Raw genomic sequence first — 26,686 nt, 5'->3', positions numbered from 1 at the left:
TAAAATCCACCAACATTGGGCGGAATAATTCTGGCTTCTTTTCTGGATTTTTCCCCAACATATTTGCAAGCTTTTAAAGCTCTAAGATACAAATTCTTGCAATAAAAAACAAGCTATTTTAAACCGAAAATACTAATAATCAGTAAGTTATGGGTGGTTTAAGGAGAGACTATATAAGGAACTTGTTGCCATGGGAATATGATGACGCGTTAACAACATTATGTACAGATTGTCATATTAAAGTTCATGAAACAGAAGGGGTTCCAATTTATTTTGACAAATGATTATCAGAGAAAATATTAACTGAAACTTGTGAAAGATGTGGCGGAACAGGGTTTCTTCCTGAATATAATTACTATCAAGGAGGTATTTGTTTTGCTTGTCAAGGTACTGGAATGAGGATACCTTGGAGTGATTAAAGAGACTGCGTACAACATGGGTTTTGCAAAAGCGGGGTGAATGTCCCTTGCGTTGACGATTTTCGCAATTTCAGCCGCAAAAACCATTTCGTTTTTTATTTTTTTGTAAGTTTGAAAAAACGAAAATGGATTTTGCTCGGTTCAGTTTTTAGTTGAACTTTTAGTTTGTAAAAGCCCCGCCTTCGCAAAGCCCTTTTCCGTTGATATTTCATTCTTACATCACAGAAATTTTGTATCTTAGCATCATAGCAATTGCAGCTAAAACGTATGTCAAACCAGTGAGGGATTCAGTGAGTTGGGAAAACGAAAGTTTGTAAAACACTGATAAAGAGATTATTGCCCGAAGAGTGTTATTCCCCTACGGGCTACAGATCGAAAGATTAAAAACTTAAAAAAGCTTGCAATTCATATTGCAAGCTTTTTTTATCTTTGAGTATCTACAAAACCAATACGAACTTCCAGAAAAAAAATGACAACATTTCCTGTTATAGCTTCTACTCTTTCTGCCAAACAATTAGGCGATTTTGTGATAAATAGATATGGCCTAGACGACAAATACCAATGTTCCTTATTCAGAACAGGAATGAACCATACGTATTTTCTTTCCAACAGCGAAACGAAATACGTTTTGCGCGTTTATAGTCATAATTGGCGGTCAAAATCCGAAATTATTGAAGAACTTGAATTTTTGAAATCATTGAAGAAGAATAATTTAAGCGTTTCTTTTCCAATTGAAGATAAAGACGGAGGGTTCATTCAAGAAATAAATGCGCCTGAAGGAATCAGATACGTTGTACTTTTTTCCTTTGCTCAAGGGGAGAAAATTCGATTTATGGACATCGAAACGTGCTTTCGGATAGGTTCTCTAATGGCAAATATCCATAACCATACCGAAAACAAGAACATTAACCGTGTGTCTTACAATAAGAAGTCGCTTATAGAATTACCTTATGCGTATTTACAACAATTCTTCTCAGACAAGTTGCCAGAAATGGAATTCATCAAGGAGTTTGGCAGAAATTTTCAAAATTCAGATTTTGATCATACGAAAACCGGAATTATACATATGGATATCTGGTATGATAATATGGCTGTTACAGACGAGCATGAGATTACCATTTTTGACTTTGACTTTTGTGGAAATGGATGGCAAATTTTAGACGTTGGATATTTCTGCAAACAGCTGTTTTTCATAGAATCAGATAAAGAGCTGTATGAATTAAAAATCCAAAGTTTCCTGCGTGGATACCAAAGTAATAGACCTTTATCTGAAAAAGAGCTCAGGTTAATACCGAAAGCTGGCGCTGCTATTTTTATTTTTTATCTTGGCATACAGGCGCAAAGATTTGATTGGTCCAATATATTTTTGACAGAAAACTATCTTAAAATGTTTGTCGGAAGAATTAAAGCTTGGATGGACTATTACGAAAAGAAAGAAGTCACTGTGGTTAAATAAGGCAAGATTAAGGAATATTAATTCGGTTTTACGTTGAGGGAGGTATTTTGTTTTGTTGGTAATTAAAATGTAACGTATTAATTTTACCTTTACTATTCCAAATAATATAATTTTATGAAGGCACATACGTACGAAACACAATCAACAATTACCCCACAAAAGGCATTGGACTTCCTGAAAGAAGGAAACAAGCGCTTTGTTAATAACCTGAAAGCTAACCGCGATCTTCTCGAACAGGTGAACGCTACACGTGAAGGGCAGTGGCCATTCGCCGTGGTGTTAAGCTGCATCGATAGCCGTACTTCAGCTGAACTTATATTTGATCAGGGACTGGGTGATATCTTCAGTATCCGGATTGCCGGAAATTTTGTCAATCAGGATATTTTGGGATCGATGGAGTTTGGTTGCAATGTGGCCGGTTCTAAACTTGTTGTCGTTTTGGGGCATACCAAATGTGGGGCATTAAAAGGAGGATTGGATGCGGCGCAGATCGAGGGTATGGGAATGGATAACCTAAATCATTTGATTAATCATTTCGACCCGATCATCAATGAAGTGATCGAGCAGGGGGAAGAACGTTCTTCTAAAAATAGTGTACTGCTTGAAAAACTAAATCAACAGAATATTAAACATGCAATCCGTGACATTCGCAAACAGAGTTCAACGCTCCGGAAATTGGAAGAAGAGGGTAAAATTAAAATTGTCGGAGCGAACTATGACGTCGAAACTGGTAGCGTAAGTTGGCTATAAGCCGAAAGGTCGTGTATACTTTTTAAGAATAAAAAGCATGACGGTCATTTGCTTGAATCCATGCGAATAGTTCTGTGTCATCTAACTGTTTCATGATTACCGCAATTTGTGTAACATCCCTAGTTTAATTAGGTTAAATTATAATTGTGGTGTTGAGTTAATATTAAAAACAGAAATATAGTAATGTTTTTTTATCAAACGATTGCACAAAATGCCAGATACTAAAAATCCTGATCTGCTTAAATTTTTGACAAGTAGATCAGGATTTGAAAAAATACTATTAGAACGGATCTTTATAAGCGGGCATCTACAAATTTTCGATCGAGTATGCCCTTGATATCAAAAACTACGGATGGGTTCTTTTTTAAATTATTGAGATCTAAATGTAAGAACTCTCGGTGTCCCACAGCCAGAATAACACTGTCATAATCTGCAGATTCGGGAAGATCCGATAATAGTTTTAAATTAAAATGTGATTTCACTTCATCTCTATTGACCCATGGATCATAAATGTCGACTTTTAGACCAAATTCTTGAAGATCCTGAATCATATCTATAACTTTACTATTTCTCATATCAGGACAGTTTTCTTTGAAGGTGATGCCCAATACTAACGCTTTTGCCCCTTCAAATTTGATGTTTTTCTGAATCATCAATTTCACCACTTTTGATGCGATGAAGGAGGCGATCTGATCATTTACTTCTCTTCCAGATAAAATAACATGTGGGTGATAACCTAGTTGAGTTGCTTTTTGAGCGAGGTAGTAGGGGTCTACAGAAATACAATGACCGCCCACTAGTCCTGGTTTAAAACGTAGAAAATTATATTTTGTGCCCGCAGCATCTAACACATCCTGTGTATCTATTCCTACACGGTCGAAGATTAGCGCGAGCTCATTCATAAAGGAGATATTTACATCGCGCTGCGCATTTTCGATCACCTTGGCAGCTTCGGCAACTTTGATTGAGGGCGCCAAATGTGTCCCGGCTTCAATAATATTCTTATAAAGTCCATCTACCACCAATCCTGCCTCAGGTGTACTTCCAGAAGTCACTTTCATGACCTTTTGAAGTGAATTTACTTTATCGCCTGGATTAATACGTTCTGGTGAATAACCAACAAAAAAATCTTGGTTAAATTTTAATCCCGAGCAACTTTCCAAAACAGGTATACACTCTTCTTCAGTACAACCAGGATAGACGGTAGATTCATAAATAACCAAATCGCCCGGATTTAATAATCCGCCAATCATTTTAGATGCCTCCAACAATGGTGACAAGTCTGGTGAATTATAGCGATCTATCGGAGTTGGTACAGTGACTATGTATACGTTTGCATCAGCAATGTCTGCGGTAGAATTACTCGCATCATATCCCTTACTTTGGTTTGATGTGAGAAATAGCTCTCTTGCACGTTCCAGTTCTTTTTTATCAGCTTCCAGTGTACGGTCAACACCGCGCCTAAGTTCATCAATACGTGTTTCATTAATATCAAATCCAATCACGGGGAAATAATCGGAAAATGCTATTGCTAACGGCAATCCGACATATCCTTGACCAATGATGGCAATTTTTTTTACCTGAAAATCTCTCATATATAGCTGTAAATATACGTTCTTTGCTTTAAATTTAACCTCTTGTCAACCAACCTCTGCGTCCAGCTGTTGCTATGGCATAGGGTGTAATCCAGAATAAACTGAAGGCGTAGAATATACTGTAACTATATGCCCAGAAAGCTTCTTTGGCATCCGAGTTTTTGGAAGCAAAGAAATAGGCCTGGCCGCTGGAAAATATTAAGATACCGACCAATGTTGAGCTTAAGAACATCAGTGGATAATGAAATACGGTCCATAACATCAGTAATATCATCGGATAAGACAATAACACTTTTTTCCATTGCATAAGCAATAAGATACGTGCTCCCCATTTAGGTCCCTGACGGAAATTCTTAAATGCAAATTGACTCATCGCAATGTTTTCACGCACGTTGCTTCGTTCCCAACGGATAAACATCTTGTACAGATTTTTGTAACGTACAGGTGTGTCGGTATAAACGTATGCGTTGGATTGAAATAGAACATGATACCCCTGTTTCAGGATCATATTGGTCATCGCGCGATCTTCACCGATATCAGACGGTTGTCCCATAAAAGTCTGGTTAATCCAATCTTCCAAACAGTTCATGACAGCCTCTTTACGATAGCCAGATAATGCTCCTGGTGTACACATGACAGTACCCAACATACTTTGTGCAGAACGCACAAACTCAAAACTGAATACGAAGCTCACATTCAACATACGCGGTATAATCGCTTTTTTAGTATTCAATACACGCACATTACCCGCAACTGCCCCACATTCCTTGTTTGTTACAAATGGACTCGCCATATTACGTATGGTATCCTTTTTAACAATAGAGTCACTATCAACCGTGATGAAAATCTCTCCCGTACCTAACTTAAATCCACGGTACAAGGCATGTCTCTTACCCATATTCTTGGGCTGCTGATAAATTTCAACACGATCGCCCAATTCCATTTTGGCACGTTGTATCCAAGCAAAGGTATTATCTTTACTACCGTCGTCGATTGCAATAATCTGCAATTTCTTCTCCGGATAATCGCTGCTAGCCAAACTATGTAAGGTATCATAAACTAATTGTCCTTCGTTATAAGCTGGAACGATAATCGTACAAGTCGGTAGCTCATCGTCCGATACTGAAGCAATGGGTTTATATTTACGATGCAGTACAATCAAAAAAATCAAAAAGCTGATAGCAACAACAGCAAGAAATATTCCCAACGCAATTAAAAATGTTCCGCCGATGCTGTCTAAACGTTGGAAACGTAATGCGTCAAAATCTGGTTGAAGCATGTATACGCCAAAAACTGACGCAAATAGTATAAAAAAAGTGGCTCCAAAAATACCATATTCTTTTGGTCCAAAGTTGCTTTCCTCGTTTTTGCTCACTGTGTGATCAGATCGCTTTTCTCCTGCATTTACATCATATACCGCAGGCTTCCATTTTTTGGTCATCTGCTTGGATACGATCGAGTTGCCTTTCATGTAATTCATAACCGTTCTATTTTAGATATACATTCTTTCGTTCAGTGTTTAAAGAGATACCGCTGTCGGTATCTTTTGTAATGAAAATATTACGATTCCATTAACGCAAAAGACATGCCTTTATTTCGTGCCAAAAATAAGCAATCCCTTCTAATTGTAACGTTCTTGATACAAATAATAAGTAATTAATCTGTTGATTTTTAGTGTTTTGTGATTTTATTGTAACAGAATTATGCCAAAATATAACGACGATCGATTCAATAGACTTTTAAGGTTTTTTAACATTTGCATGCAGATTGTTAAAAGAAATTGACAGTTTTTGTGACAAACTGTGTAGGAAAGGGGGCAATGTGCAGGTTGAAGAAATTCAGCTTAAGCCAAATAAAAAAAGCAAAGGATAATACAAAAAAAAGACGCCTCCAAAGGGGGACGTCTTCAATATCATCAAGTTTCGGAATAGTCTTTATCCACCAAATTCCATTAGATAATTTTTTAGAAAATCATTTAGATCACCGTCCAGGACAGCTTGTGTATTGGAGGTTTCGTAATTGGTCCGTAAATCTTTAATTAACTTGTAAGGATGGAGGACATAATTTCGAATTTGGGATCCCCATTCGATTTTCTTTTTGTTTCCTTCAATAGCAGCGGTAGCTTCCTGGCGTTTACGCATTTCAATCTCATATAACTGTGATTTCAATAAGCGCATCGCATTTTCTTTGTTTTGTAATTGCGATCTGGATTCCTGATTTTTAATAATAATGCCAGTAGGTTTGTGGTGTAATCGAACAGCTGTTTCCACTTTATTGACATTCTGACCTCCTGCACCACCCGAGCGGAAAGTATCCCATTCGATTTCTGAATCCTTAACATCAATCTCAATATTATCATCAATCAAAGGATAGACATAAACAGAAGCAAACGAGGTATGGCGTTTTGCATTGGAATCAAATGGAGAAATCCGAACGAGCCTGTGTACACCATTTTCGCCCTTCAGGTAGCCATAAGCAAAATCTCCGGATATCTGTAACGTTACACTCTTGATACCTGCAACATCACCTTCCTGCGAATCTTGTTCGGTCACCCTATACCCATTTTTCTCGCCCCACATAATATACATCCGCATCAGCATGGCAGCCCAGTCACAGCTTTCAGTTCCTCCGGCACCAGCTGTAATCTGTAAGATTGCATCCAGCTGATCCTCTTCGGCACTAAGCATGTTTTTGAACTCGAGCTCCTCGACTTTCTCTAAAGCTACTCTATATTGATCGTCCACTTCTTTTTCACTCGCGTCGCCAGATTGGAAGAATTCATACATGACATAGGCGTCTTCAACCGCCGCTGCAACTTCGTCGAAGTGGTCTGTCCATACCTTTTGGTTTTTTATGGCCAAGAGTATTTTTTCTGCAGCTTTGGAATCATCCCAAAAGCTTGCTTCAAGCGTAATAGCTTGATCTCTTTCTATTTCTTCTTTGCGTGCATCGATGTCAAAGATGCCTCCTCAGGGAAGTAACACGATCCCTCAAGTCTTGAATTTGTTCTTTTGTCATATCCGCTAAAGTAGAAATTTTAATTAATAAATTCGCGCTTCTATCTTAATAACTTCGCGTCCTATAGATGGTCAAATAGAGATAATTTGACCTTTTTTTTTTAGTTTTGGTATTGTCAACAGAATAAACCTTCATTTAAGGATCTACACGATGTGTAACAATGAAATACAGAAGGCTCTTATTGATGTTTAAAACAACTAATTTCAGTAAAAACAGTATGTTCCCAAAAATTAATTTTACAAAGACTGCGGCCTATACGAATCTAGCACAGCATTTTGGTTCTTTATCAGGGCTATCTAACAATAGCGAAAAAAATGATTTACGCACACTTTTCGCCGCAGATCCCGCACGTTTTGAGAAGTTCTCGATCGCTTTTGAAGATATACTTTTGGATTACTCCAAAAATCGGATTACTGCAGAGACAAAAGCGCTCTTGGTACAGCTGGCTAAAGAATGTGGTCTTGAAGAAGCGATAGCGGCTATGTTCTCGGGCGAGCGGATCAACGTGACCGAAAACAGACCGGTGTTACACACCGCTTTGAGAAACCAATCCGGCCAACCCGTATATGTGGATGGAAAGGACGTCATGCCTGATGTTAAACGAGTGTTGGCACACATGAGAACTTTCACCGAAGAGATTCTATCTGGCCAGTGGAAAGGATATACAGGAAAAGAAATTACCGATGTAGTTAATATCGGTATTGGAGGTTCAGATCTCGGCCCTGTGATGGTAACAGAAGCATTAAAAGCTTATAAGACGCGGTTAAATGTCCATTTTGTTTCTAATGTAGACGGTACGCACATTGCTGAAACATTGAAAGCTGTGGATCCTGAAACAACGTTGTTTTTGATTGCATCAAAAACTTTCACAACACAGGAAACGATGGCCAATGCCCATACCGCTAAAGATTGGTTTCTGGCCAGTGGTGCCCTTCAGGAAGATGTCGCTAAGCATTTTGCTGCATTGAGCACCAATACAGAAGCAGTACGTGCCTTTGGAATAGATACCCAGAATATGTTTGAGTTTTGGGACTGGGTGGGCGGACGTTATTCCCTGTGGTCTGCAATAGGTCTTTCAATCAGTTTGGCAATAGGCTTCGATAATTTCGAGGAACTGTTGAAAGGTGCCTATGAAGCGGATGTTCATTTTAAGGAAACCTCCTTTGAATCCAATATTCCCGTGATATTGGCTTTGCTTGGTGTATGGTACAATAATTTTTTCCAAGCGGAAAGTCACGCAATTCTTCCTTACGATCAATACCTACACCGTTTTGCCGCTTATTTCCAGCAAGGGGATATGGAAAGTAACGGTAAGTATATTGATCGCAATGGTCAACAGGTGGATTATCAGACTGGACCGATTATCTGGGGTGAACCTGGTACGAACGGGCAGCACGCCTTCTATCAGTTGATTCACCAGGGCACCAAGTTGATTCCTTGTGATTTCATTGCACCTGCCAATAGTCTTAATCCGATCGGAAACCACCACCAATTGCTGTTGTCTAACTTTTTTGCGCAGACTGAGGCTTTGATGAATGGCAAAACGGAAGCCGAAGTGGTTGCTGAATTTAAGAAAGCCGGAAAGTCGGACCCGGAAATTGAAGCACTGAAAGCCTATAAAGTTTTTGAAGGTAATCGCCCAACGAATTCCATCCTATTCAAAAAAATGACGCCACGCACTTTAGGACGACTTATCGCATTGTATGAGCATAAGATTTTTGTGCAGGGTGTGATCTGGAATATTTATAGTTTTGATCAATGGGGTGTGGAGCTAGGTAAACAATTGGCCAATCAAATCCTTCCGGAATTAAGTGACGCCAATACGGTTATGAGTCATGACTCTTCTACCAATGGATTGATCAATGCCTATAAAGCTTGGCGGGATTAAAATTGCTCTTTGTGATCTAAATTAGATCCGGGATGAAATAGAAGAAACGGGGCTGTTCAACTTTTGGACAGCCCCGCTTTTAGTTAGACTTTTTTCTGCTGGATTCGAATGGCATTTAAAATAGCCAAAAGTGCTACCCCAACATCGGCGATAACGGCTTCCCAGAGCGTTGCAACACCACCGGCACCAAGAACCAAGACAATGATTTTGATCCCCATCGCGAGAATGACGTTCTGCCAGACAATGCTTCGGGTAATTTTACCGATTTTGATGGCAGACAGGATCTTGTGGGGTTCATCGTTCTGGATCACCACATCAGCAGTTTCAATGGTTGCATCAGCTCCCAGTCCGCCCATAGCAATACCTACATGTGCTAAGGCAACTACAGGGGCATCGTTTACGCCATCGCCGGCAAAGGCAACGCGGCGTCCTTGGTCAATCAGCTGCTGTACATGGCTTACTTTATCCTCAGGAAGAAGATCGCCATAGGCTTTGTCGAGTCCAAGTTCTTTGGCGACTTCATCTACCACCGCTGTTTTATCTCCAGATAACATGACTGTATACAAACCTTGAGCATGCATGGCTTGGATCACAGTCCTGGCATCTGGTTTAATTCGATCTGCAACAGTAATATAACCCGCATAGTGACCTTCGATGGCAAGTAATACAATGGAGTAGGCCATTTGCCTTAGCTCTGCCGGATAGCTGATATTGAATTTGTCCAGTAATTTGCTATTGCCCGCGAGTGTGGGCTTTCCGTTAACAGTGGCGAAAAGTCCGTGGCCTGCTATTTCCTGGATTTTCTCAGCTTGCAATGCGGCACTGCCGGAATGATAACTGGCGATCGCCTTCGCAATGGGGTGTGTTGAATGTGCCTCAATAGCTTTCGCATAGTTCAGTAATTCCGCTGGATCTCCATTGACGGCAAAAACTTCCGTTACCTCAAATACACCAGCTGTAAGCGTGCCCGTTTTATCCATGACAACGGTATCGACTGAAGTGATGGCATCGAGAAAGTTCCCGCCCTTAAATAATATACCATTTCGGGAGGCTAAACCTATACCACCAAAATACCCCAAGGGAATCGAAACAACCAGGGCACAGGGACAGCTGATCACCAAGAAGACCAAACTCCGGTAGAACCATTCTTTAAAACTATAGTCCTGAACAAAAAACAGGGGTAAAATAAGAACCAAAAGCGCGAGGCCGAAAATAATAGGAACATATATTTTGGCAAATCTGGCAATAAACAATTGTGTTTTGGACTTCCGTGCGGTAGCATCCTGGACCATTTCGAGAATTTTGCTCAATTTGCTATCCTCAAATGTATTGGTTACCTCGATCTCAACAACCGTTTCCAGATTAATCATGCCTGCAAAAACAGCTTCGTCCTTATATTTTGTATCGGGTTTACTCTCTCCAGTCAATGCTGCGGTATTAAATGCGGCTTTCTCCGTTTTCAATTTACCATCCAGCGCCACTTTTTCTCCTGCTTTTACAAGGATAATTTCACCGATTGTGACGATTTTTGGATTTACCTGCTGCTGTTGCCCGTTGCGCAGCACCGTTACTTTATCGGGACGGATATCCAATAGCGATTTAATTGATTTCTTGGCGTTATCGACGGCAGTATCCTGAAACCACTCTCCGATTTGGTAGAATACCATTACCGCGACACCCTCTTCAAATTCTCCAATGGCGAAAGCACCCAAGGTTGCAACGGTCATTAAAAAAAATTCATTAAAAATATCACCACGGCTTGCCTTGCGAAATGCCATTTGAATAACGGGGATTCCCGCGAGAAGGTAGGCAACGCTATTTAAGGTCAAGCTGATGCCAAAGGGAAGGCTGATCTTAAACGCATATTTCAATAGGAGTAAAGTAAGTAAGATGGTGAGTGCCATGAGGAGCTTACGTTGGGTGATCCACCAAGGCTGTTCCTTTGTTGTAAGACCATGCTCCGGTGTGGCATGGCTATGCTCGTGGTTGTGTTCGCACATATATCAGCGGTTCTTTATGAGAATTAAATTTACCGAATTCTGCCGTAAAAAGCGAGGGAATGGGGATAAACTCATCCATAAAGACGACTATTTTAGAGGAATCGGACCGGTAAAAAATATATTTCAACTGATAGGTTATTTCAATGGAGGAATGTGAAAAAGGGCTATCCAATTTTTTGGATAGCCCCTTATGCTATGTAATGAATGTACTCTTAATCTTTTGACATACTGCCAATAATCATTTCCAATATGGCAACGACAATGGCAAACAGCGCTGCGGTCCAAAATCCATGTACATCAAATTTGGAGCCGAGAAGTGAATCGGTCAACAAGACCATTAATACGGTAATAATAAAGGAAACTAGACCCAAGGTAATCCAATTCAATGGGAAAGTAAATAACCTTAAAATCGATCCCACAGTGGCGTTGACAAATCCAATGACAAGTCCTGTAACGATCGCCCAGCCGAAACCAGCAACTTCCGCACCAGGGACAACCCAGCAAGCAATTGCGACTACCAGGCCAGTAACTAAAAGACTAATAATAAATTTCATAATATGTGCTAATTTATAACGAGTAAATAAAGTAATAATATAATAATTGTCGTACAAACCCAATGCCAAACTTTGTTTAAATTATCGTTTTTAATCTTTGGGGTTAGATGGATGGATGGATGGATGGATGGATGGATGGATGGATGGATGGATGGATGGATGGATGGATGGATGGATGGATGGATGGATCGTTAACTTGTATTAATAACTGGGGCTGATTGATAAATAGCAATACTGGAATAAAAAATATATGCAAGCATAGTAAATATTTTGTATATTTATTCAGAAGCTATGCATGCTCTAGCCGTATGGTCATCAACGATTATGCGTGTTATGTATGACGATTGCCGATGGTGGAAAAGAATTGAAAGACGTATTTAAGTCGTTTAAACAAGCGATCGGATCGCCAATAGCGGGGAAATTGAAAGAATTAAGTTCATAAAATAATAGACCCATGAAGAAAATTATGATGTCATTCATAATGCTGCTTACTACAGTGGCATTATTTGCGCAGACCGATCCCATCATCGGAAAGTGGGAAAACCCAAGCGGCGAAGGTCGTGTTGAAATTTACAAGAAAGGCGATAAGTTTTTTGGAAAACTCTATTGGCTGAAATTTCCAAATAATGAAGCCGGTCAGCCTAAGAAAGATATAAAAAACCCAGATAAAGCATTGCAGGGCAGAAATGTGCAAGGACTCGAAATCTTGACCAATTTTGATAAAGATGGCAATACTTATGTTGATGGCAAGATCTACGATCCGAAATCGGGCAAAACGTATAGCTGCAAGATGACCTTAAAAGGAGATAAGCTTGATATCAGGGGCTATGTTGGTGTGAGCTTGCTTGGACGCACCGAGACATTGAAAAGAATTAATTAAGACAGAAAATGGCCACAAAATCAACATAATCCGCTTGCATGGATAGGTCAGATTCCATCCAAAAGGCAATTTATTTCTTGGAAGTAAATTGCCTTTTTGGTTTTGTGCTGGAATTACAGTATTTTCATCCCTACAAATTATAAATACCAGCTCTATGGCCGTAAAAATGTCTTATGTTGAAAATGTCAAGCTTGCACTACAGTCCATTGTAGGGAATAAGCTGCGGACATTTTTGACAGCACTGATCATTGCCATAGGGATGATGGCATTAATAGGAGTATTGACCTCGATTGATGCCATGAAAAACTCGCTAACAGATTCCTTTTCATCCATGGGATCAAATTCCTTCAACATACGCAACCGGGGATTAAATGTCCGGATCGGTAATGAAGGGACTCGCTCAAAAGTCTTTGCTAATATTACCTATGCACAATCTGCAAGATTCAGACAGGATTTTCACTTTAATGCGCTGACATCGATCAGTGCTAATGTAAGTTGGAATACGACCGCAAAATATCAATCCAAAAAAACAAACCCCAATATCGGCCTGATCGGGACAGATGAAAATTATCTGCAGACATCAGGGTATGTTGTTAGCGAAGGCCGTAATTTTTCTACGCGGGAGGTTGAAACAGGTAGTGGCGTGATTATCATCGGTAGTGAAGTGAGTAAAATGCTATTCAACGAAATTATTGATCCAATAGGGCAGTTTATTACGGTTAACAATATCCGCTATTTGGTGATAGGAGTCTTAAAAAGTAAAGGTTCTTCTGCCGGGATGGGCGGGGATAGGGCCTGCTTTATTCCACTGATCAAGGCCCGGGCAGTGATGCAGGGTACCGAGCCCTCCTATGTGATAACTGTTTCTTCCAATGATCCGATGCGATTGGAAGCCGCAATCGGCGAAGCTACCATCGTCTTTCGGAATATCCGCGGATTGACATCACGGCAGTCCAATGATTTTGAAATCACCAAATCAGATGCGGTTGCCCAGATGCTGATGCAAAATATGGCTATGGTTACTTTGGGAGCCGTGGTGATTGCTTTTATAACCCTTGTGGGAGCTTCAATCGGATTGATGAACATTATGCTAGTCTCGGTTACTGAACGTACCCGGGAGATCGGCATACGCAAGGCGATCGGTGCAACACCGAGTGTTATACGGAAACAATTTTTGATGGAAGCCATCGTGATCTGTATGATCGGAGGTGTGGCCGGAATCTTTATTGGTATCCTGATCGGTAATATCCTGGCGCTACAGCTCGGCACATCCTTTATTATACCTTGGGGAGCGATAATTTTAGGTTTTGCGGTATGTGGACTCGTTGGTATGCTATCGGGCTATTACCCCGCCTCAAAAGCGTCTAAACTGGATCCCGTCGACGCGCTTCGTTACGAGTAATTCACATTGGCCACCCTATCGCTCTATTTTTACATTCACCCTGCTTGCAGCCCGAAGATGTCTCCCTGTTGGTCGCTATCAAAGCAAGAGGAAAAGTAGGGCGATTGAAAAAAGGAATTTTATGCAATCGGTTTAATGTTACCAAATCATTGATTTGGGGTGAATTCTCCGTGAATAGCCCTTTTCTCGAAAGGTAAAGCAACTTATTCCAATGAAAACCATCAATAGCATTGCGAAAAAATTATGCTATTGATCGCTTCATTAGCCATTGAAAAACACATTATCTCAATGAAAAACTGTAATATTGTATAAAAAAATAAAATCGAATTATGTACAATACATTACAACCAGTTTTAGAAAAGGAATTGGAAGCAATCAAAGAAGCGGGATTGTATAAACAAGAGCGTGTAATCGTTACGCCTCAAGGAGCAGACATCAAAGTGAGTACAGGACAGGAAGTTGTCAATTTTTGTGCGAACAATTATTTGGGTCTGTCTTCGCACCCCAAAGTAATCGAAGCAGCTAAGAAAGCGATTGATACACATGGTTATGGAATGTCATCCGTACGTTTCATCTGTGGTACCCAAGATGTGCATAAAGAATTAGAAGCAAAAATTTCAAAGTTCCTCGGAACAGAAGATACTATTTTATATGCGGCAGCATTCGACGCGAATGGTGGTGTGTTTGAACCCTTATTTGGTGCTGAAGATGCCATCATTTCTGACGAATTGAATCACGCCTCTATCATTGACGGTGTTCGTTTGTGTAAAGCACAACGTTTCCGTTATAAAAATGCAGATATGGCTGATTTGGAAGCACAATTGCAGGCTGCATCTGGTGCTAGACATAAAATCATTGTTACAGATGGCGCATTTTCGATGGATGGATCTGTAGCTCCATTGGATCAGATCTGTGATCTAGCAGACAAATACCAGGCGCTAGTGATGATCGATGAGTCGCACTGTACTGGATTTATCGGTGCAACGGGACGTGGTACACACGAGCTTTTCAATGTTATCGATCGTGTAGACATTATTACGGGCACTTTGGGCAAAGCCTTAGGCGGTGCTTCTGGTGGTTTCACTTCCGGTAAAAAAGAAATCATCGATTTGTTACGTCAGCGTTCACGTCCATACCTATTTTCGAATACCCTGGCACCAGCAATTGCAGGAGCTTCTGTAGCGGTTTTAGATATGCTGAGTGAGACAACTGCATTGCGCGATAAATTGGAGTCAAATACAACTTATTTCCGTGAAAAAATGACGGCTGCTGGATTTGATATCAAACCAGGTTTCCATCCAATCGTACCTGTGATGCTGTATGACGCGAAATTAGCGCAAGAATTCGCATCCAAGATGTTGGACGAGGGAATTTATGTGATTGGTTTCTACTATCCTGTTGTACCTCAGGGAAAAGCCCGTATCCGTGTGCAGATTTCGGCAGGACACGAAGTTGCTCACCTGGATAAAGCAATCGCCGCCTTTACCAAAGTAGGTAAAGAATTAGGTGTAATTAAATAAAATACACATAGTTATAAATTTTATGGTGCAAAATGTTTATCTTTGCACCCTAAAATTTTATAAAAATATTCTTGCTCAATGCAAAACATTAGAAACATTGCGATCATCGCTCACGTCGACCACGGTAAAACTACGCTTGTAGACAAAATTTTATATTTTACCAATCAATTCAGAGAAAATGAAAATGCTGGTGAATTAATCCTAGACAATAATGATTTAGAGCGTGAGCGCGGGATCACTATTGTATCTAAGAACGTATCAGTAACATATAAAGGTGTTAAAATCAACATCATCGATACCCCAGGTCACGCCGATTTCGGTGGTGAAGTAGAGCGTGTATTGAAGATGGCTGATGGAGTAGTGCTATTGGTCGATGCTTTCGAAGGACCAATGCCTCAAACACGTTTCGTTACAGGTAAAGCTTTGGGATTAGGTATCAAACCTATCGTCGTTGTCAATAAAGTCGATAAAGAAAACTGTCGTCCTGAAGAAGTATACGAACATGTTTTTGACCTATTCTTCAACTTAGGTGCTACTGAAGAGCAATTGGACTTCCCAGTATTGTACGGTTCTTCAAAACAAGGATGGATGTCTACAGATTGGAAAAATCGTACTGAAGACTTCACGGACTTGTTGGAAGCCATCATCAAATATATCCCTGCACCAGAAGTATCTGAAGGTACTTTGCAAATGCAGGTAACATCATTGGATTATTCGACGTTCGTAGGACGTATCGCTATCGGTCGTGTTGCGCGTGGTACGATCAAGGAAAACCAACCGGTTTCTTTGGTGAAACGTGACGGAAAAGTTGTGAAATCACGTGTAAAAGAACTACAGGTATTTGAAGGCCTTGGCCGCATCAAAGTGCCTGAAGTAAATGCAGGTGATATCTGTGCCGTAGTAGGTATCGAAGGTTTCGATATCGGTGATACCATTGCAGATTTTGAAAATCCAGAGCAATTGGAAGTTATCAGCATTGATGAACCAACAATGAACATGTTGTTTACCATCAATAACTCTCCTTTCTTCGGTAAAGAAGGTAAATTGGTAACATCACGTAACATCTACGATCGTTTACAAAAAGAGTTGGAGAAAAACTTAGCACTACGTGTCGTTCCTACAGAGTCTCCAGATGCTTGGTTGGTATACGGACGTGGCATCCTTCACTTGTCGGTATTGATCGAAACAATGCGTCGTGAAGGTTATGAATTGCAAGTAGGCCAGCCACAAGTTATCATCAAAGAAATTGATGGTCAAAAATGTGAGCCAATCGAAGAACTTGTTGTTGACGTTCCTTCTGATGTGTCAGGAAAAGTAATTGAGTTGGTGACCCAACGTAAAGGTGAGTTGTTGATTATGGAAGCTAGAGGAGATATGCAACATCTTGAGTTCTCTATCCCTTCTCGCGGTATCATCGGTTTGCGTAACAACGTGTTGACAGCAACAGCTGGTGAAGCTGTTATGGCACACCGTTTGAAAGGTTACGAGCCTTGGAAAGGTACAATTCCTGGTCGTTTGGCTGGTGTATTGATCTCTTTGGATACAGGTTCAACAACAGCATACTCCATCGATAAGTTACAAGACCGTGGTCGTTTCTTCGTAGATCCAGGTGTAGATGTATATGAAGGACAAATCCTAGGTGAACACATCCGTGACAATGATTTAACGATCAACGTTACCAAAGGAAAACAGTTGACAAATATGCGTGCTTCTGGTTCTGACGACAACGTACGTATTGCACCAGCAATCAAATTCTCCTTGGAAGAATGTATGGAGTATATTCAAGCTGACGAGTATATTGAGGTGACACCGCAATCAATGCGTCTGCGTAAAATCTATTTGACTGAAAACGAGCGTAAAGTAAACGCGAAGAAATTTCAATAGTCAATAGTTAAAAGCTATATAAAAAAGCCATCGAATCTGATTCGATGGCTTTTTTCGTTATTGATAATTCAAAGCGCGGCCTTAGCAAACATTTGTGGATCTGTTACTTTTAGACCTATTTGTTATCATGCAGGGGCCAATGAACTCACCGAGGGCGGCTAATGGATAGAAAGAATTCGTTATCATTGCTATTGCTGCATGCGAGATCATAAACTTTTTTTGAAATTCAGGTGATAGAAAACCGAATTGCTTTTTAATTCGCAGGAATATAATCAGCCAAGAATACGTAACTTTGTGTGAGATAAGGATTATTATGAGTAAACAGGTGGAGCATACTCCAAAAGAATATATTCAGATAAAGGGTGCAAGAGTTAATAACTTAAAGAATATTGACGTTGATATCCCTAAAAATAAATTAGTTGTTATCACTGGAATGTCGGGCTCAGGAAAATCATCCTTAGCTTTTGATACGCTCTACGCCGAAGGACAACGACGTTATGTCGAGAGTCTTTCTTCGTACGCAAGACAGTTTATGGGACGGATGAATAAACCGGAGGTGGATTACATCAAAGGTATTGCTCCTGCGATTGCCATAGAACAACGCGTCATTACGTCCAACCCTCGTTCGACGGTGGGGACATCCACTGAGATCTATGATTATCTGAAATTGTTGTATGCCCGGATAGGCAAGACAATTTCTCCTGTATCAGGCCGCGAGGTGACCAAAGACAGTGTGAGTTCAGTGGTGGATTTTGCGTTGAATTTAGAAGAGGGGACAACGGTGACACTTCTTGCTCCGCTTATACCTTCCCATGGGCGTAAACTTAAGGAAGAACTGTCGCTCCTGTTACAGAAAGGTTTTGTGCGTGTCTTCTATGGTGATAGTATGCAGAAAATCGAAACTATTATCGATGATAAGTCCATCGCCAACAAAGACCTCCAGGATGGTGAAGTACTTATTGTCGTCGACCGGGTTCGCATTGAACAGGACGATGATACTGTCAATCGACTTTCTGACTCGGTCCAAACAGGTTTTTTCGAGGGTAAAGGCGAGCTCTATATGGAGGAAAATGGTCAGCGACATCATTTCTCCCATAAATTTGAACTTGATGGCATAACCTTTGAAGAACCTACACCAAATTTCTTCAGTTTCAATAATCCTTATGGTGCCTGTCGTCGATGTGAAGGTTATGGAAAGATCATTGGTATTGATCCCGATCTTGTTATTCCAGACAAGAGCCGATCGGTTTACGATGGCGCGATTGCACCTTGGCGAGGAGAGAAAATGGGCGAGTGGCTACAGAGACTTGTCAAAAGTTCACTGAAATTTGATTTCCCAATACATCGTGCATACATGGACCTGACTGCGGCGCAGAAAGAGCTACTGTGGACGGGAAATCAATATTTTGAAGGCCTTACCCAGTTCTTCGAAGAACTTGAAGCCCAAACCTATAAAATTCAATACCGTGTGATGTTATCGCGCTACCGTGGGAAGACAGATTGCCCGGATTGCCGCGGTACCCGATTGCGAAAAGATGCTACCTATGTGAAAGTAGGGGGCAAGTCCATCACCGATATCGTATTGATGCCGCTTGAGGAGGCTTTGGCGTTTTTTAAAACTTTACCGCTGGTCGGTAATGAGTTGGTCATTGCCAAAAGACTTCTTGCTGAAATTAATAACAGGTTGAAATTTTTGTGCGATGTTGGATTAAGTTATCTGACGCTGAACCGGCTGTCGAATACCCTTTCAGGCGGTGAGTCGCAGCGGATCAACCTGGCTACTTCATTAGGGAGTTCGCTCGTAGGTTCTATCTATGTGTTGGACGAACCCAGTATCGGGCTCCATCCACGTGATACACAGCGCCTGATTTCTGTGCTGAAATCCCTCCGCGATGTTGGCAATACGGTTGTAGTGGTCGAGCATGAGCAGGAAATGATGGAAGCTGCCGATTACCTGATCGATATCGGACCGGAAGCGGGAATCAATGGCGGCGAGATGGTCTTTGCGGGTACATATCAGCAGATTCTGAAAGACACAAAAAGTCTTACGGGTCAATACCTCAGTGGCAAAAGCCAGATTGAGGTACCCCAAAAACGCCGTCCATGGACCAATAGCGTGACCATTAAAGGCGCCCATGAGAATAATCTGAAGGGGATTGACGTTCAGTTTCCCTTAAATACGTTCACCGTGGTCACCGGGGTTTCGGGATCCGGAAAGACTTCTTTGGTCAAACGTATTCTCTATCCGGCTTTGCAAAAATCGATCGGTAATTATTCGGGTGAACAAACAGGTGTTTATGATGCGATTGAAGGAGATATCACAGAGGTCGAACAAATTGAAATGGTGGACCAAAATCCAATCGGTCGCTCTTCACGGTCGAATCCGGTGACTTACGTGAAAGCCTGGGATGAGATCAGGGCTTTATATGCCAGCCAGGCGCCGGCCAAAGCGGCAGGATTGAAGCCGGCAGCCTTTTCATTTAATGTGGAAGGCGGACGTTGTGATATCTGTCAGGGTGAAGGCGAGGTGAAGATTGAAATGCAATTTATGGCCGATATAATTTTGCCATGTGAAGCCTGTGGAGGAAAGAGATTTAAGCAATTTGTACTTGATGTACATTACAAAAATAAGTCAGTAGCGGATGTGCTTGAGCTGAGTGTGGATGAAGCGATCACATTTTTTGCAGACCAGCCGAAGATATTGGCTAAGTTACAGCCTTTACAGGACGTTGGGCTGGGCTATGTGAAGCTCGGACAATCTTCGAGTACCTTGTCTGGCGGTGAAGCACAGCGCATTAAACTGGCCTCTTTCCTGATTAAGGGTAATAACAGTAAGAAGACACTCTTTATCTTTGATGAGCCAACAACAGGCTTACACTTTCAGGATATTAAAAAGCTATTGAAATCATTCGATGCACTGATTGCCCTAGGGAACAGTATATTGGTGATCGAGCACAATATGGATATGATCAAATCGGCAGATTGGGTGATCGATATTGGTCCAGAAGGTGGAAATAAAGGCGGAAAGCTAGTCTTTGCGGGTCTTCCGGAAGAACTTATCCATTGTAAAGATTCTTATACAGGTCAATTTTTAAAAGCACATTTAAAAGATTAAACCCTACTTTAGCGAAGTGAAGTAATCGATATCAGGAGACTTGGGCTACCAATATGTTACGATTTATTGTTCCTTTTGTTAAGGCCTGATGGATACTTTACACGAAATAAAAAACTAATATTTTAATACTTAATACGATTATGATTAAAAGATTTTTTTTAAGTGTCGTCCTTGGAATAGCAGCACTTTCGTCCATGGCGCAACAACCGGAAAGACCAAAATTGGTTGTCGGCCTGATGGTGGATCAAATGCGTTGGGATTATTTATATCGTTTTGCGGATCGATATGGAAATGATGGTTTCAAACGACTTTTGAAAGAAGGATTTTCCTGTGAAAATACATTGATTAACTATATTCCGACATACACAGCCATTGGGCACAGTTCGGTCTATACAGGATCCGTTCCCTCCATACATGGCATTGCGGGCAATGACTGGATCGAAGAACAGACGGGTAAAAATATGTACTGTACGCAGGACGATAATGTTGTCGGTGTAGGGACTACCGCCAAGGAAGGGCAGCAGTCTCCACGTAATTTGCTTGCATCGACTGTAACGGATCAATTGAAACTCGCTTCTAACTTTAAGTCCAAAGTGATCGGTATTGCCATCAAAGACCGCGGTGGTATTTTGCCAGCGGGGCATTTTGCCGATGCGGCGTATTGGTTCGAAGCAAAATCAGGCGATTGGATCACCTCTAATTTCTACATGGATAAATTACCAAAATGGGTGGTGGACTTCAATAAGCGTAAATTAGCTGAAAAGTACCTAAAAGGCGACTGGAAGCCTATGTATGATATTAGTACCTATGCGGCCAACAGCATTGCAGATGATAATATTTACGAAGGTAAATACCCTGGCGAAGAAAAACCGACTTTGCCGCGCGCAACTTCTAAGCTAATGAAAGACGAAGGCTATGAGCTGATCAAAACCACACCAATGGGAAATCAGTTTACCTTGGACCTGGCAATGGAAGCAATCAAAAATGAGCAGATGGGAAATAACCCAACTAAAAATACCGACTTCCTTTGTGTGAGCCTTTCAGCAACAGACTACGTTGGACACCGTTATTCATTGACAGCAGTGGAGATTGAAGATATTTATCTTCAGCTTGATAAACAGCTTGCTGATTTCTTCAACTACCTGGATAAGACCGTGGGTAAGGGAAACTATACCTTCTTCCTGACTGCAGATCATGGTGCTTCTTATAACTCTCGGTTCTTTATGGATATGAAAGGAAATGGTGGTTATTTCTATTCTCGTCAGATTATCACAGGACTTAACAAAACCCTTAAAGAAAAATTTGGACAAGAGAAGCTTGTTAAAAGCATGATGAACTACCAGGTGCACTTAAATAATCAATTGATTGATTCGTTGAACTTGGATCGTGATAAAATAAAAGAGACCATCATTCGTGAACTTCGCCATACCGAAGGTGTCGCGTATGTTGCTGATATGGAAAAAGGGGAAAGTCTGATGATCCCGGCGCCTATTCGCGAAAAAATGATCAACGGTTACAACTTTAAACGTAGTGGTGCTATTCAGATCGTTTGTGAGCCACAATGGTATGATGGTACGCCGCGCTCGACTGGTACAACACATGGTACCTGGTCTGGCTATGATTCTCATATTCCTTTGGTATTTATGGGTTGGGGAATTAAACCGGGTGTATCTAATACAGAGGTACATATTGTGGATATTGCACCGACAATTTCTTCACTACTCCACATTACTGAGCCCAATGGTAGCATCGGAAAACCGATCACGGCGGTATTGGGGCAATAAGGAAACTGTTGCTGCATGCGTGAAATCATGAAGGTTTTATTCTATTGAATAAAAAACGTAAATTTGCAATTCAACAGGGGGTTAACAAATTATGCTGTCCAAAAAGACAAAATATGCAATAAAGGCACTGATGGTGCTTGGTCGTAATTACGGTAATGAGCCGATGCAAATCGTGAAGATTGCGCAGGAGGAGAATATTCCAAAAAAATTCTTGGAACAAATTCTGCTTGAAATGCGAAATGCCGGAATTCTCTATAGCAAAAAAGGAGCTGGTGGTGGTTACAGCCTCAATAAGGCTCCTGAAGATGTTTTCTTATCCCAGGTGATGCGCCTGATCGATGGACCCATAGCCTTGCTACCCTGCGTGAGCTTAAACTTCTACCGCTCGTGTGAAGAGTGTACACAGGAACATGCCTGTGGCATACGCGATACGTTTGTAGAGGTGAGAAATGCCATGTTGCAGATTTTAAACGATACAAGTATTGCCCATTTAATCAATAAAGAAAAAGAATTGAACCTGAATGTAGATTAAAGGAAATAAAATATATTTTTCTATTTATACTGGAGGCGTAACAAATAAGTTACGCCTCTTTTTGTGTGCGGTAAAATAATTGGTATAGAGTGTATTATCGTGTTTTATTTGAAGGAGTCAAGTCTATTTTATTAATTGCATAATTATTTAACATTATTTTACGAATTTTCCGTAGCAACATTTATATATTTACCCCGACAATATATAAACGAAAATTTATGAAACTAACCTATTCCCTAGTTTTGTTTCTTTTATTTTCTGTCCTGGGTTCCAAGTCCTATGCACAACATAAACTTGTGGGATCGGTGGCAGATATCAAAGATCTCGCAAAACTACATCAAGCTTCAATCGCGCTGCTCAGTCCCAAAGATTCGATTTTGGTTAAATTTGGCCGGACGAAGGAAAATGGAACATTCCAAATTGCTAATCTAGACACAGGTACCTATAAAATGGTGGTTTCCTATCCACAGTATGCTGACTTGGTAAAGGATATCCATGTGGCTGCCCAAGACTTAGATATCGGTATTGTAAAGCTATCCAAGGCAGCTCTACTGCTGGAAGAGGTTCAGGTAAATGGTAAAATTCCGGTGGTGATCAAAGGCGATACGATAGAATATGATGCAGGTAGTTTTAAAGTAGAGAAGGATGCTAAAGTGGAAGACCTGCTAAAGGTATTACCGGGTATTACAATGGATGGATCAGGCAAGATCATCGCGCAGGGGAAGGAAGTGAAAAAGGTGTTGCTTGATGGTGAAGAGTTTTTTGGCGATGACCCAACGCTAATCACTAAGAATATTCGGTCAGATATGGTCAGCAAAGTACAGGTCTATGAAAAGAAATCGGATCTTGCCGTACGTACCGGCGTGGATGACGGAGAACGTACACAGACAATTGATATCAAGCTCAAAGAAGATAAGAAAAAGGGAATGTTCGGTCAGGCTGTTGCGGGAGCTGGTACCGATAAATATTATGGCGGAAAAGTCATGCTCAATAAGTTTAAGGGCTCGCAGAAAATTGCTGCTTATGGTATTCTGGCCAATGATGGAATGGTCGGATTGGGGTTTGAAGATAGCCAAAAATATGGTGTGGGCGGAAGTAGCAATGTGCAGATGATGGAGGGCGGAGGCATTATGATTTCCTCTGGTGGTGATGGTTCTGATGGGGGATGGGACGGTAAATACTATGGTGGTGGCGTACCTAAGGCTGTCAACATGGGAGCAAGCTATTCGGATAAGTCCAAAGATGATAAGCATAAGATCAATGTCAACTTCAAGCGGAATCAGATCAATGTCAACAATACAAGTACATACAACGCACAGAATAACCTTCCTGAACGCGCACAGGTAGATAATAATGTGACCACATCTGAAACAGAAACACAGGCAAATATTGCAAATCTACGGTATGACTATAAGCTTGATTCGCTTGCTGACCTTACTGTCACCATGGGCTTTACCAAATCTAGCCGTGACAATTTATCCAATTCCGAAGCAGATCAACGTAAATTGGATGGCACATTGATTACACGGACTTCATCCAGGACAGATTTAAATAACGATCAGGATCGATTTAATATAAATGCGATGCTTACACGTCGTTTCAAAAAGGACCGCCGCTCCATTACTTTCAATGTCAATGCGAATGCAGATCAAAATCGCAACAAAACACAGTATTTTTCGGAAAACTTCTTCCAAAGTTCCGGAGATACAACCTTGATCGATCAATATAAAAATGATAAGCTGGCGAATAATACCTACGGTGCTTCAGTAACCTATTCGGAGCCGCTTTCTAAAAGGCTGACCGCTGCAATAGGTTATGCATTCAATCAAAATAAATCAGAAACACTCAATCAGTCATTTGATAAAGATCCGGCTACAGGAAAATATACGGTATTGGACCAAAACCTGCTAAACGATTTTGATTTTAACAGTTTAAAAAATGGTGTCAACGCCTCCTTGAATTACAAGTCGAATACATTAACAGTAAATTTGAGCAATAGAGTTGATTTTGAACAGGTCAAGAGAACCTATAACAACCTGAATACAATACTGCAGCGGAACCAGACATCTGTTGCTCCAAATCTTTCCATCAACTACAAAATCTCGAAAAGCAAAAATGTAAGCTTCCGCTACAGCGGCCGCACGAGCCAGCCTTCGTTGACACAAATAGAGCCGTTGAAACAAAATTCCCAGCCACTCGTCGAGTATTTGGATAATCCAGATCTGAAAGCTGGCTTTGATAACTCCTATTCAGTTAATTTCAATAACTACAAGCAGTTAAAGGATCAGAGTATCTATTTTTATGTGAGTGCAGATCAAGGAAAGAAAAGTATCAACAATAGCGTGCGCTATGATCTAGATAAAGGTACGCAGCAAATTTCCTACGTCAATATTGATAAAGACAATTGGCGTATGTATGGTGGTGGTGGATACAGTTTTGTATTGAAGAAAAAATGGGGATTAAAAATGAATCTTGGCATGAATGCGCAGTATAACAGCCAATTTAGCTACTTATCCTCCTTCAATGAAGAGCCAAAGCTCAATAGAAATCAAACATGGAGTGTAGCACCAAGTATTGGTTTTAGCCGATATAAAGCAAACAAAATGGATTTTTACATCTCCATGAGCCCTGGTGCGGAGCAGATGAATTCCTATTTGCAGCCTGAGTTGAACCGGACGACTTTTAAATTCAGGACGTTCTCGGAGATTACCTATTATTTACCAAAAGACTTTAAAATTTCCCTGTCGACAAACCAGAATTATCAGGCCGCTACAAAAACGCTTGAATCCATTAATATCATTAATATGAATGGTTATGTTTCCAAGAAATTATTGAAAGATAAGTCCTTGGAGGTACAGGTATTTGTCAATGATATTTTGAACAAAAATAATGGAGTGTATCGTTATCAGAATGGAACTTCATTTATTCAGACCAGCAACGACGTATTGCGTCGGTATGGAATGCTAAAAGTAATCTACAATTTTACAACAATGAACCGTCCATGATTAAATTAACAGAAAAAGCCATCTGGCCGATGGAAAAATTAAATTATTTACAGATGAAAGGAGATGCCAAATGAGTAAGTATATCAAGTTGATGGTTTGGGTATTATTGCTGTGTGCGGGTACAGCCCACGCACAACATGCTTATTTTCCGAGCAGCGGAACGGTCACCTATGAACGGAAGTTCCATGTGCAGAATTTCTTAAAGCGTAATTATCTCAGCAAGCCCGATTTAGATACCTGGGATAAGCTGATGGTCGACAATGCCGTGAAAAATGGGCCCGCTGAGGTGGTGACCCACCATATTTTGAAATTTTACGATAATGAAACCCTGTTTGAAACCTTGCAGCAGGATTATCCTGCGAATTATCGTAATGTGACTTACTATAATTCTATTCTTCCCGATTCAAAAACCTATATTAATTTCCAAAATCAGGAGTTTTTAAAGTTGCTCCCTTTTGGAGATGAGCAGTTGTTGCTCAAAGATTCTTTGCCTGCGGTTAAATGGAAATATACGGATGAATACCGAAATATTGCGGGATATGATTGTCGGAGAGCAAATGGTGTTATTCAAGATTCGGTCTATGTAGTAGCTTTTTTTGCGGGACAAATTCCTATCTCGGGTGGTCCAGAGCTTATCCATGGGCTCCCAGGTCTGGTAATGGGGATATCTATCCCGAGCATGAATGTCAATATGTTTGCCACAAAGGTGGAGATTACCAATACAGCATTTTCCAATGTGCTGACCAAAAAGAAAAAGGTGGTTGCGGAATCCAGAACGGAGATCATAAAGAAGCTGAAAGATACCGTCTATGACTATATGGATGAGAAGGCCTTTAAAAAACGACTGCAGAGTATACTCTTTTAGGGATTAATCTTATACCGTT

The 26,686-nt window shown here is 40.7% G+C and carries 18 protein-coding genes; 13 read left to right on the top strand and 5 right to left on the bottom strand.

The window, feature by feature from the left end:
- The first annotated feature begins 888 nt into the window (after positions 1-888).
- Positions 889-1,875: a phosphotransferase gene (locus B3E92_RS00405; RefSeq protein WP_312129510.1), complete on the top strand. Its 987-nt coding sequence runs from the start codon at positions 889-891 to the stop codon at positions 1,873-1,875.
- A 114-nt stretch (positions 1,876-1,989) separates the two neighbouring features.
- On the top strand, positions 1,990-2,625 hold the full coding sequence (locus B3E92_RS00400; protein ID WP_286709938.1) for a carbonic anhydrase family protein: 636 nt from the start codon (positions 1,990-1,992) through the stop codon (positions 2,623-2,625).
- A 293-nt stretch (positions 2,626-2,918) separates the two neighbouring features.
- Here B3E92_RS00400 and B3E92_RS00395 read toward each other — a convergent pair whose 3' ends face one another.
- The 3 genes from B3E92_RS00395 to prfB all read right to left on the bottom strand — a co-directional run bounded on the left by B3E92_RS00395 (position 2,919) and on the right by prfB (position 7,238).
- Positions 2,919-4,220 carry a nucleotide sugar dehydrogenase gene (locus B3E92_RS00395; protein ID WP_115045954.1) on the bottom strand — a complete coding sequence of 434 codons (1,302 nt, stop codon included), beginning with the start codon at positions 4,218-4,220 and terminating at the stop codon, positions 2,919-2,921.
- A 34-nt stretch (positions 4,221-4,254) separates the two neighbouring features.
- Positions 4,255-5,700 (bottom strand): glycosyltransferase, encoded by a 1,446-nt coding sequence (locus B3E92_RS00390; RefSeq protein WP_286894831.1) that lies wholly within the window; start codon positions 5,698-5,700, stop codon positions 4,255-4,257.
- 454 nt (positions 5,701-6,154) lie between these two features.
- Positions 6,155-7,238, bottom strand: a protein-coding gene (gene prfB, locus B3E92_RS00385) for a peptide chain release factor 2 (RefSeq protein WP_112375267.1) whose coding sequence is annotated in 2 segments (ribosomal slippage) — positions 6,155-7,177 and positions 7,179-7,238 — 1,083 coding nt in all. Because the reading frame shifts where the segments join, the coding sequence is not laid out codon by codon here.
- A 217-nt stretch (positions 7,239-7,455) separates the two neighbouring features.
- Between prfB and pgi the strand changes: the two genes are divergently transcribed.
- Positions 7,456-9,126, top strand: a complete 1,671-nt coding sequence (pgi, locus tag B3E92_RS00380) for a glucose-6-phosphate isomerase (RefSeq protein ID WP_286894834.1) — start codon at positions 7,456-7,458, stop codon at positions 9,124-9,126.
- A gap of 83 nt (positions 9,127-9,209) precedes the next feature.
- Here the strand turns inward: pgi and B3E92_RS00375 are convergent, their stop codons facing one another.
- Together B3E92_RS00375 and B3E92_RS00370 are read right to left on the bottom strand one after the other, a co-directional pair.
- Positions 9,210-11,126: a heavy metal translocating P-type ATPase gene (locus B3E92_RS00375; RefSeq protein WP_286894829.1), complete on the bottom strand. Its 1,917-nt coding sequence runs from the start codon at positions 11,124-11,126 to the stop codon at positions 9,210-9,212.
- 212 nt (positions 11,127-11,338) lie between these two features.
- The gene (locus B3E92_RS00370; RefSeq protein ID WP_112375452.1) at positions 11,339-11,680 is read right to left on the bottom strand and encodes a phage holin family protein; all 342 of its coding nucleotides are present in this window, start codon (positions 11,678-11,680) and stop codon (positions 11,339-11,341) included.
- A gap of 72 nt (positions 11,681-11,752) precedes the next feature.
- Here B3E92_RS00370 and B3E92_RS00365 point away from each other — a divergent pair, with 72 nt between their 5' ends.
- The 10 genes from B3E92_RS00365 to B3E92_RS00320 all read left to right on the top strand — a co-directional run bounded on the left by B3E92_RS00365 (position 11,753) and on the right by B3E92_RS00320 (position 26,667).
- Complete coding sequence (locus tag B3E92_RS00365; protein ID WP_286894827.1) at positions 11,753-11,875, top strand: hypothetical protein; 123 nt, start codon at positions 11,753-11,755, stop codon at positions 11,873-11,875.
- Between the two features lie 259 nt (positions 11,876-12,134).
- The gene (locus tag B3E92_RS00360; RefSeq protein ID WP_286727529.1) at positions 12,135-12,560 is read left to right on the top strand and encodes a DUF2147 domain-containing protein; all 426 of its coding nucleotides are present in this window, start codon (positions 12,135-12,137) and stop codon (positions 12,558-12,560) included.
- A gap of 154 nt (positions 12,561-12,714) precedes the next feature.
- Positions 12,715-13,962: an ABC transporter permease gene (locus B3E92_RS00355; RefSeq protein WP_112375269.1), complete on the top strand. Its 1,248-nt coding sequence runs from the start codon at positions 12,715-12,717 to the stop codon at positions 13,960-13,962.
- A 329-nt stretch (positions 13,963-14,291) separates the two neighbouring features.
- The gene (kbl, locus tag B3E92_RS00350; protein ID WP_046673761.1) at positions 14,292-15,482 is read left to right on the top strand and encodes a glycine C-acetyltransferase; all 1,191 of its coding nucleotides are present in this window, start codon (positions 14,292-14,294) and stop codon (positions 15,480-15,482) included.
- A gap of 78 nt (positions 15,483-15,560) precedes the next feature.
- Positions 15,561-17,366, top strand: a complete 1,806-nt coding sequence (gene typA, locus B3E92_RS00345) for a translational GTPase TypA (protein ID WP_046673762.1) — start codon at positions 15,561-15,563, stop codon at positions 17,364-17,366.
- Between the two features lie 313 nt (positions 17,367-17,679).
- Positions 17,680-20,481, top strand: a complete 2,802-nt coding sequence (gene uvrA / locus B3E92_RS00340) for an excinuclease ABC subunit UvrA (RefSeq protein WP_286894824.1) — start codon at positions 17,680-17,682, stop codon at positions 20,479-20,481.
- 140 nt (positions 20,482-20,621) lie between these two features.
- Positions 20,622-22,265 (top strand): alkaline phosphatase PafA, encoded by a 1,644-nt coding sequence (gene pafA / locus B3E92_RS00335; protein WP_112375273.1) that lies wholly within the window; start codon positions 20,622-20,624, stop codon positions 22,263-22,265.
- Positions 22,266-22,356: 91 nt separating this feature from the next.
- The gene (locus tag B3E92_RS00330) at positions 22,357-22,797 is read left to right on the top strand and encodes an RrF2 family transcriptional regulator (RefSeq protein ID WP_046673766.1); all 441 of its coding nucleotides are present in this window, start codon (positions 22,357-22,359) and stop codon (positions 22,795-22,797) included.
- A gap of 218 nt (positions 22,798-23,015) precedes the next feature.
- Positions 23,016-25,802, top strand: coding sequence for an outer membrane beta-barrel protein (locus tag B3E92_RS00325; RefSeq protein WP_286894821.1), 2,787 nt, complete (start codon positions 23,016-23,018; stop codon positions 25,800-25,802).
- A 70-nt stretch (positions 25,803-25,872) separates the two neighbouring features.
- Entirely contained in the window at positions 25,873-26,667 is a 795-nt protein-coding gene (locus B3E92_RS00320) for a GLPGLI family protein (RefSeq protein ID WP_286894819.1), read from the top strand.
- The last annotated feature ends 19 nt before the right edge of the window (positions 26,668-26,686 follow it).

Source organism: Sphingobacterium sp. UBA6317 (assembly GCF_002440385.1).
GTDB classification, from domain to species: domain Bacteria; phylum Bacteroidota; class Bacteroidia; order Sphingobacteriales; family Sphingobacteriaceae; genus Sphingobacterium; species Sphingobacterium multivorum.
The sequence above is the reverse complement of the archived record's forward strand: the minus strand, read 5'-3'. Positions and strand labels throughout refer to the sequence as shown.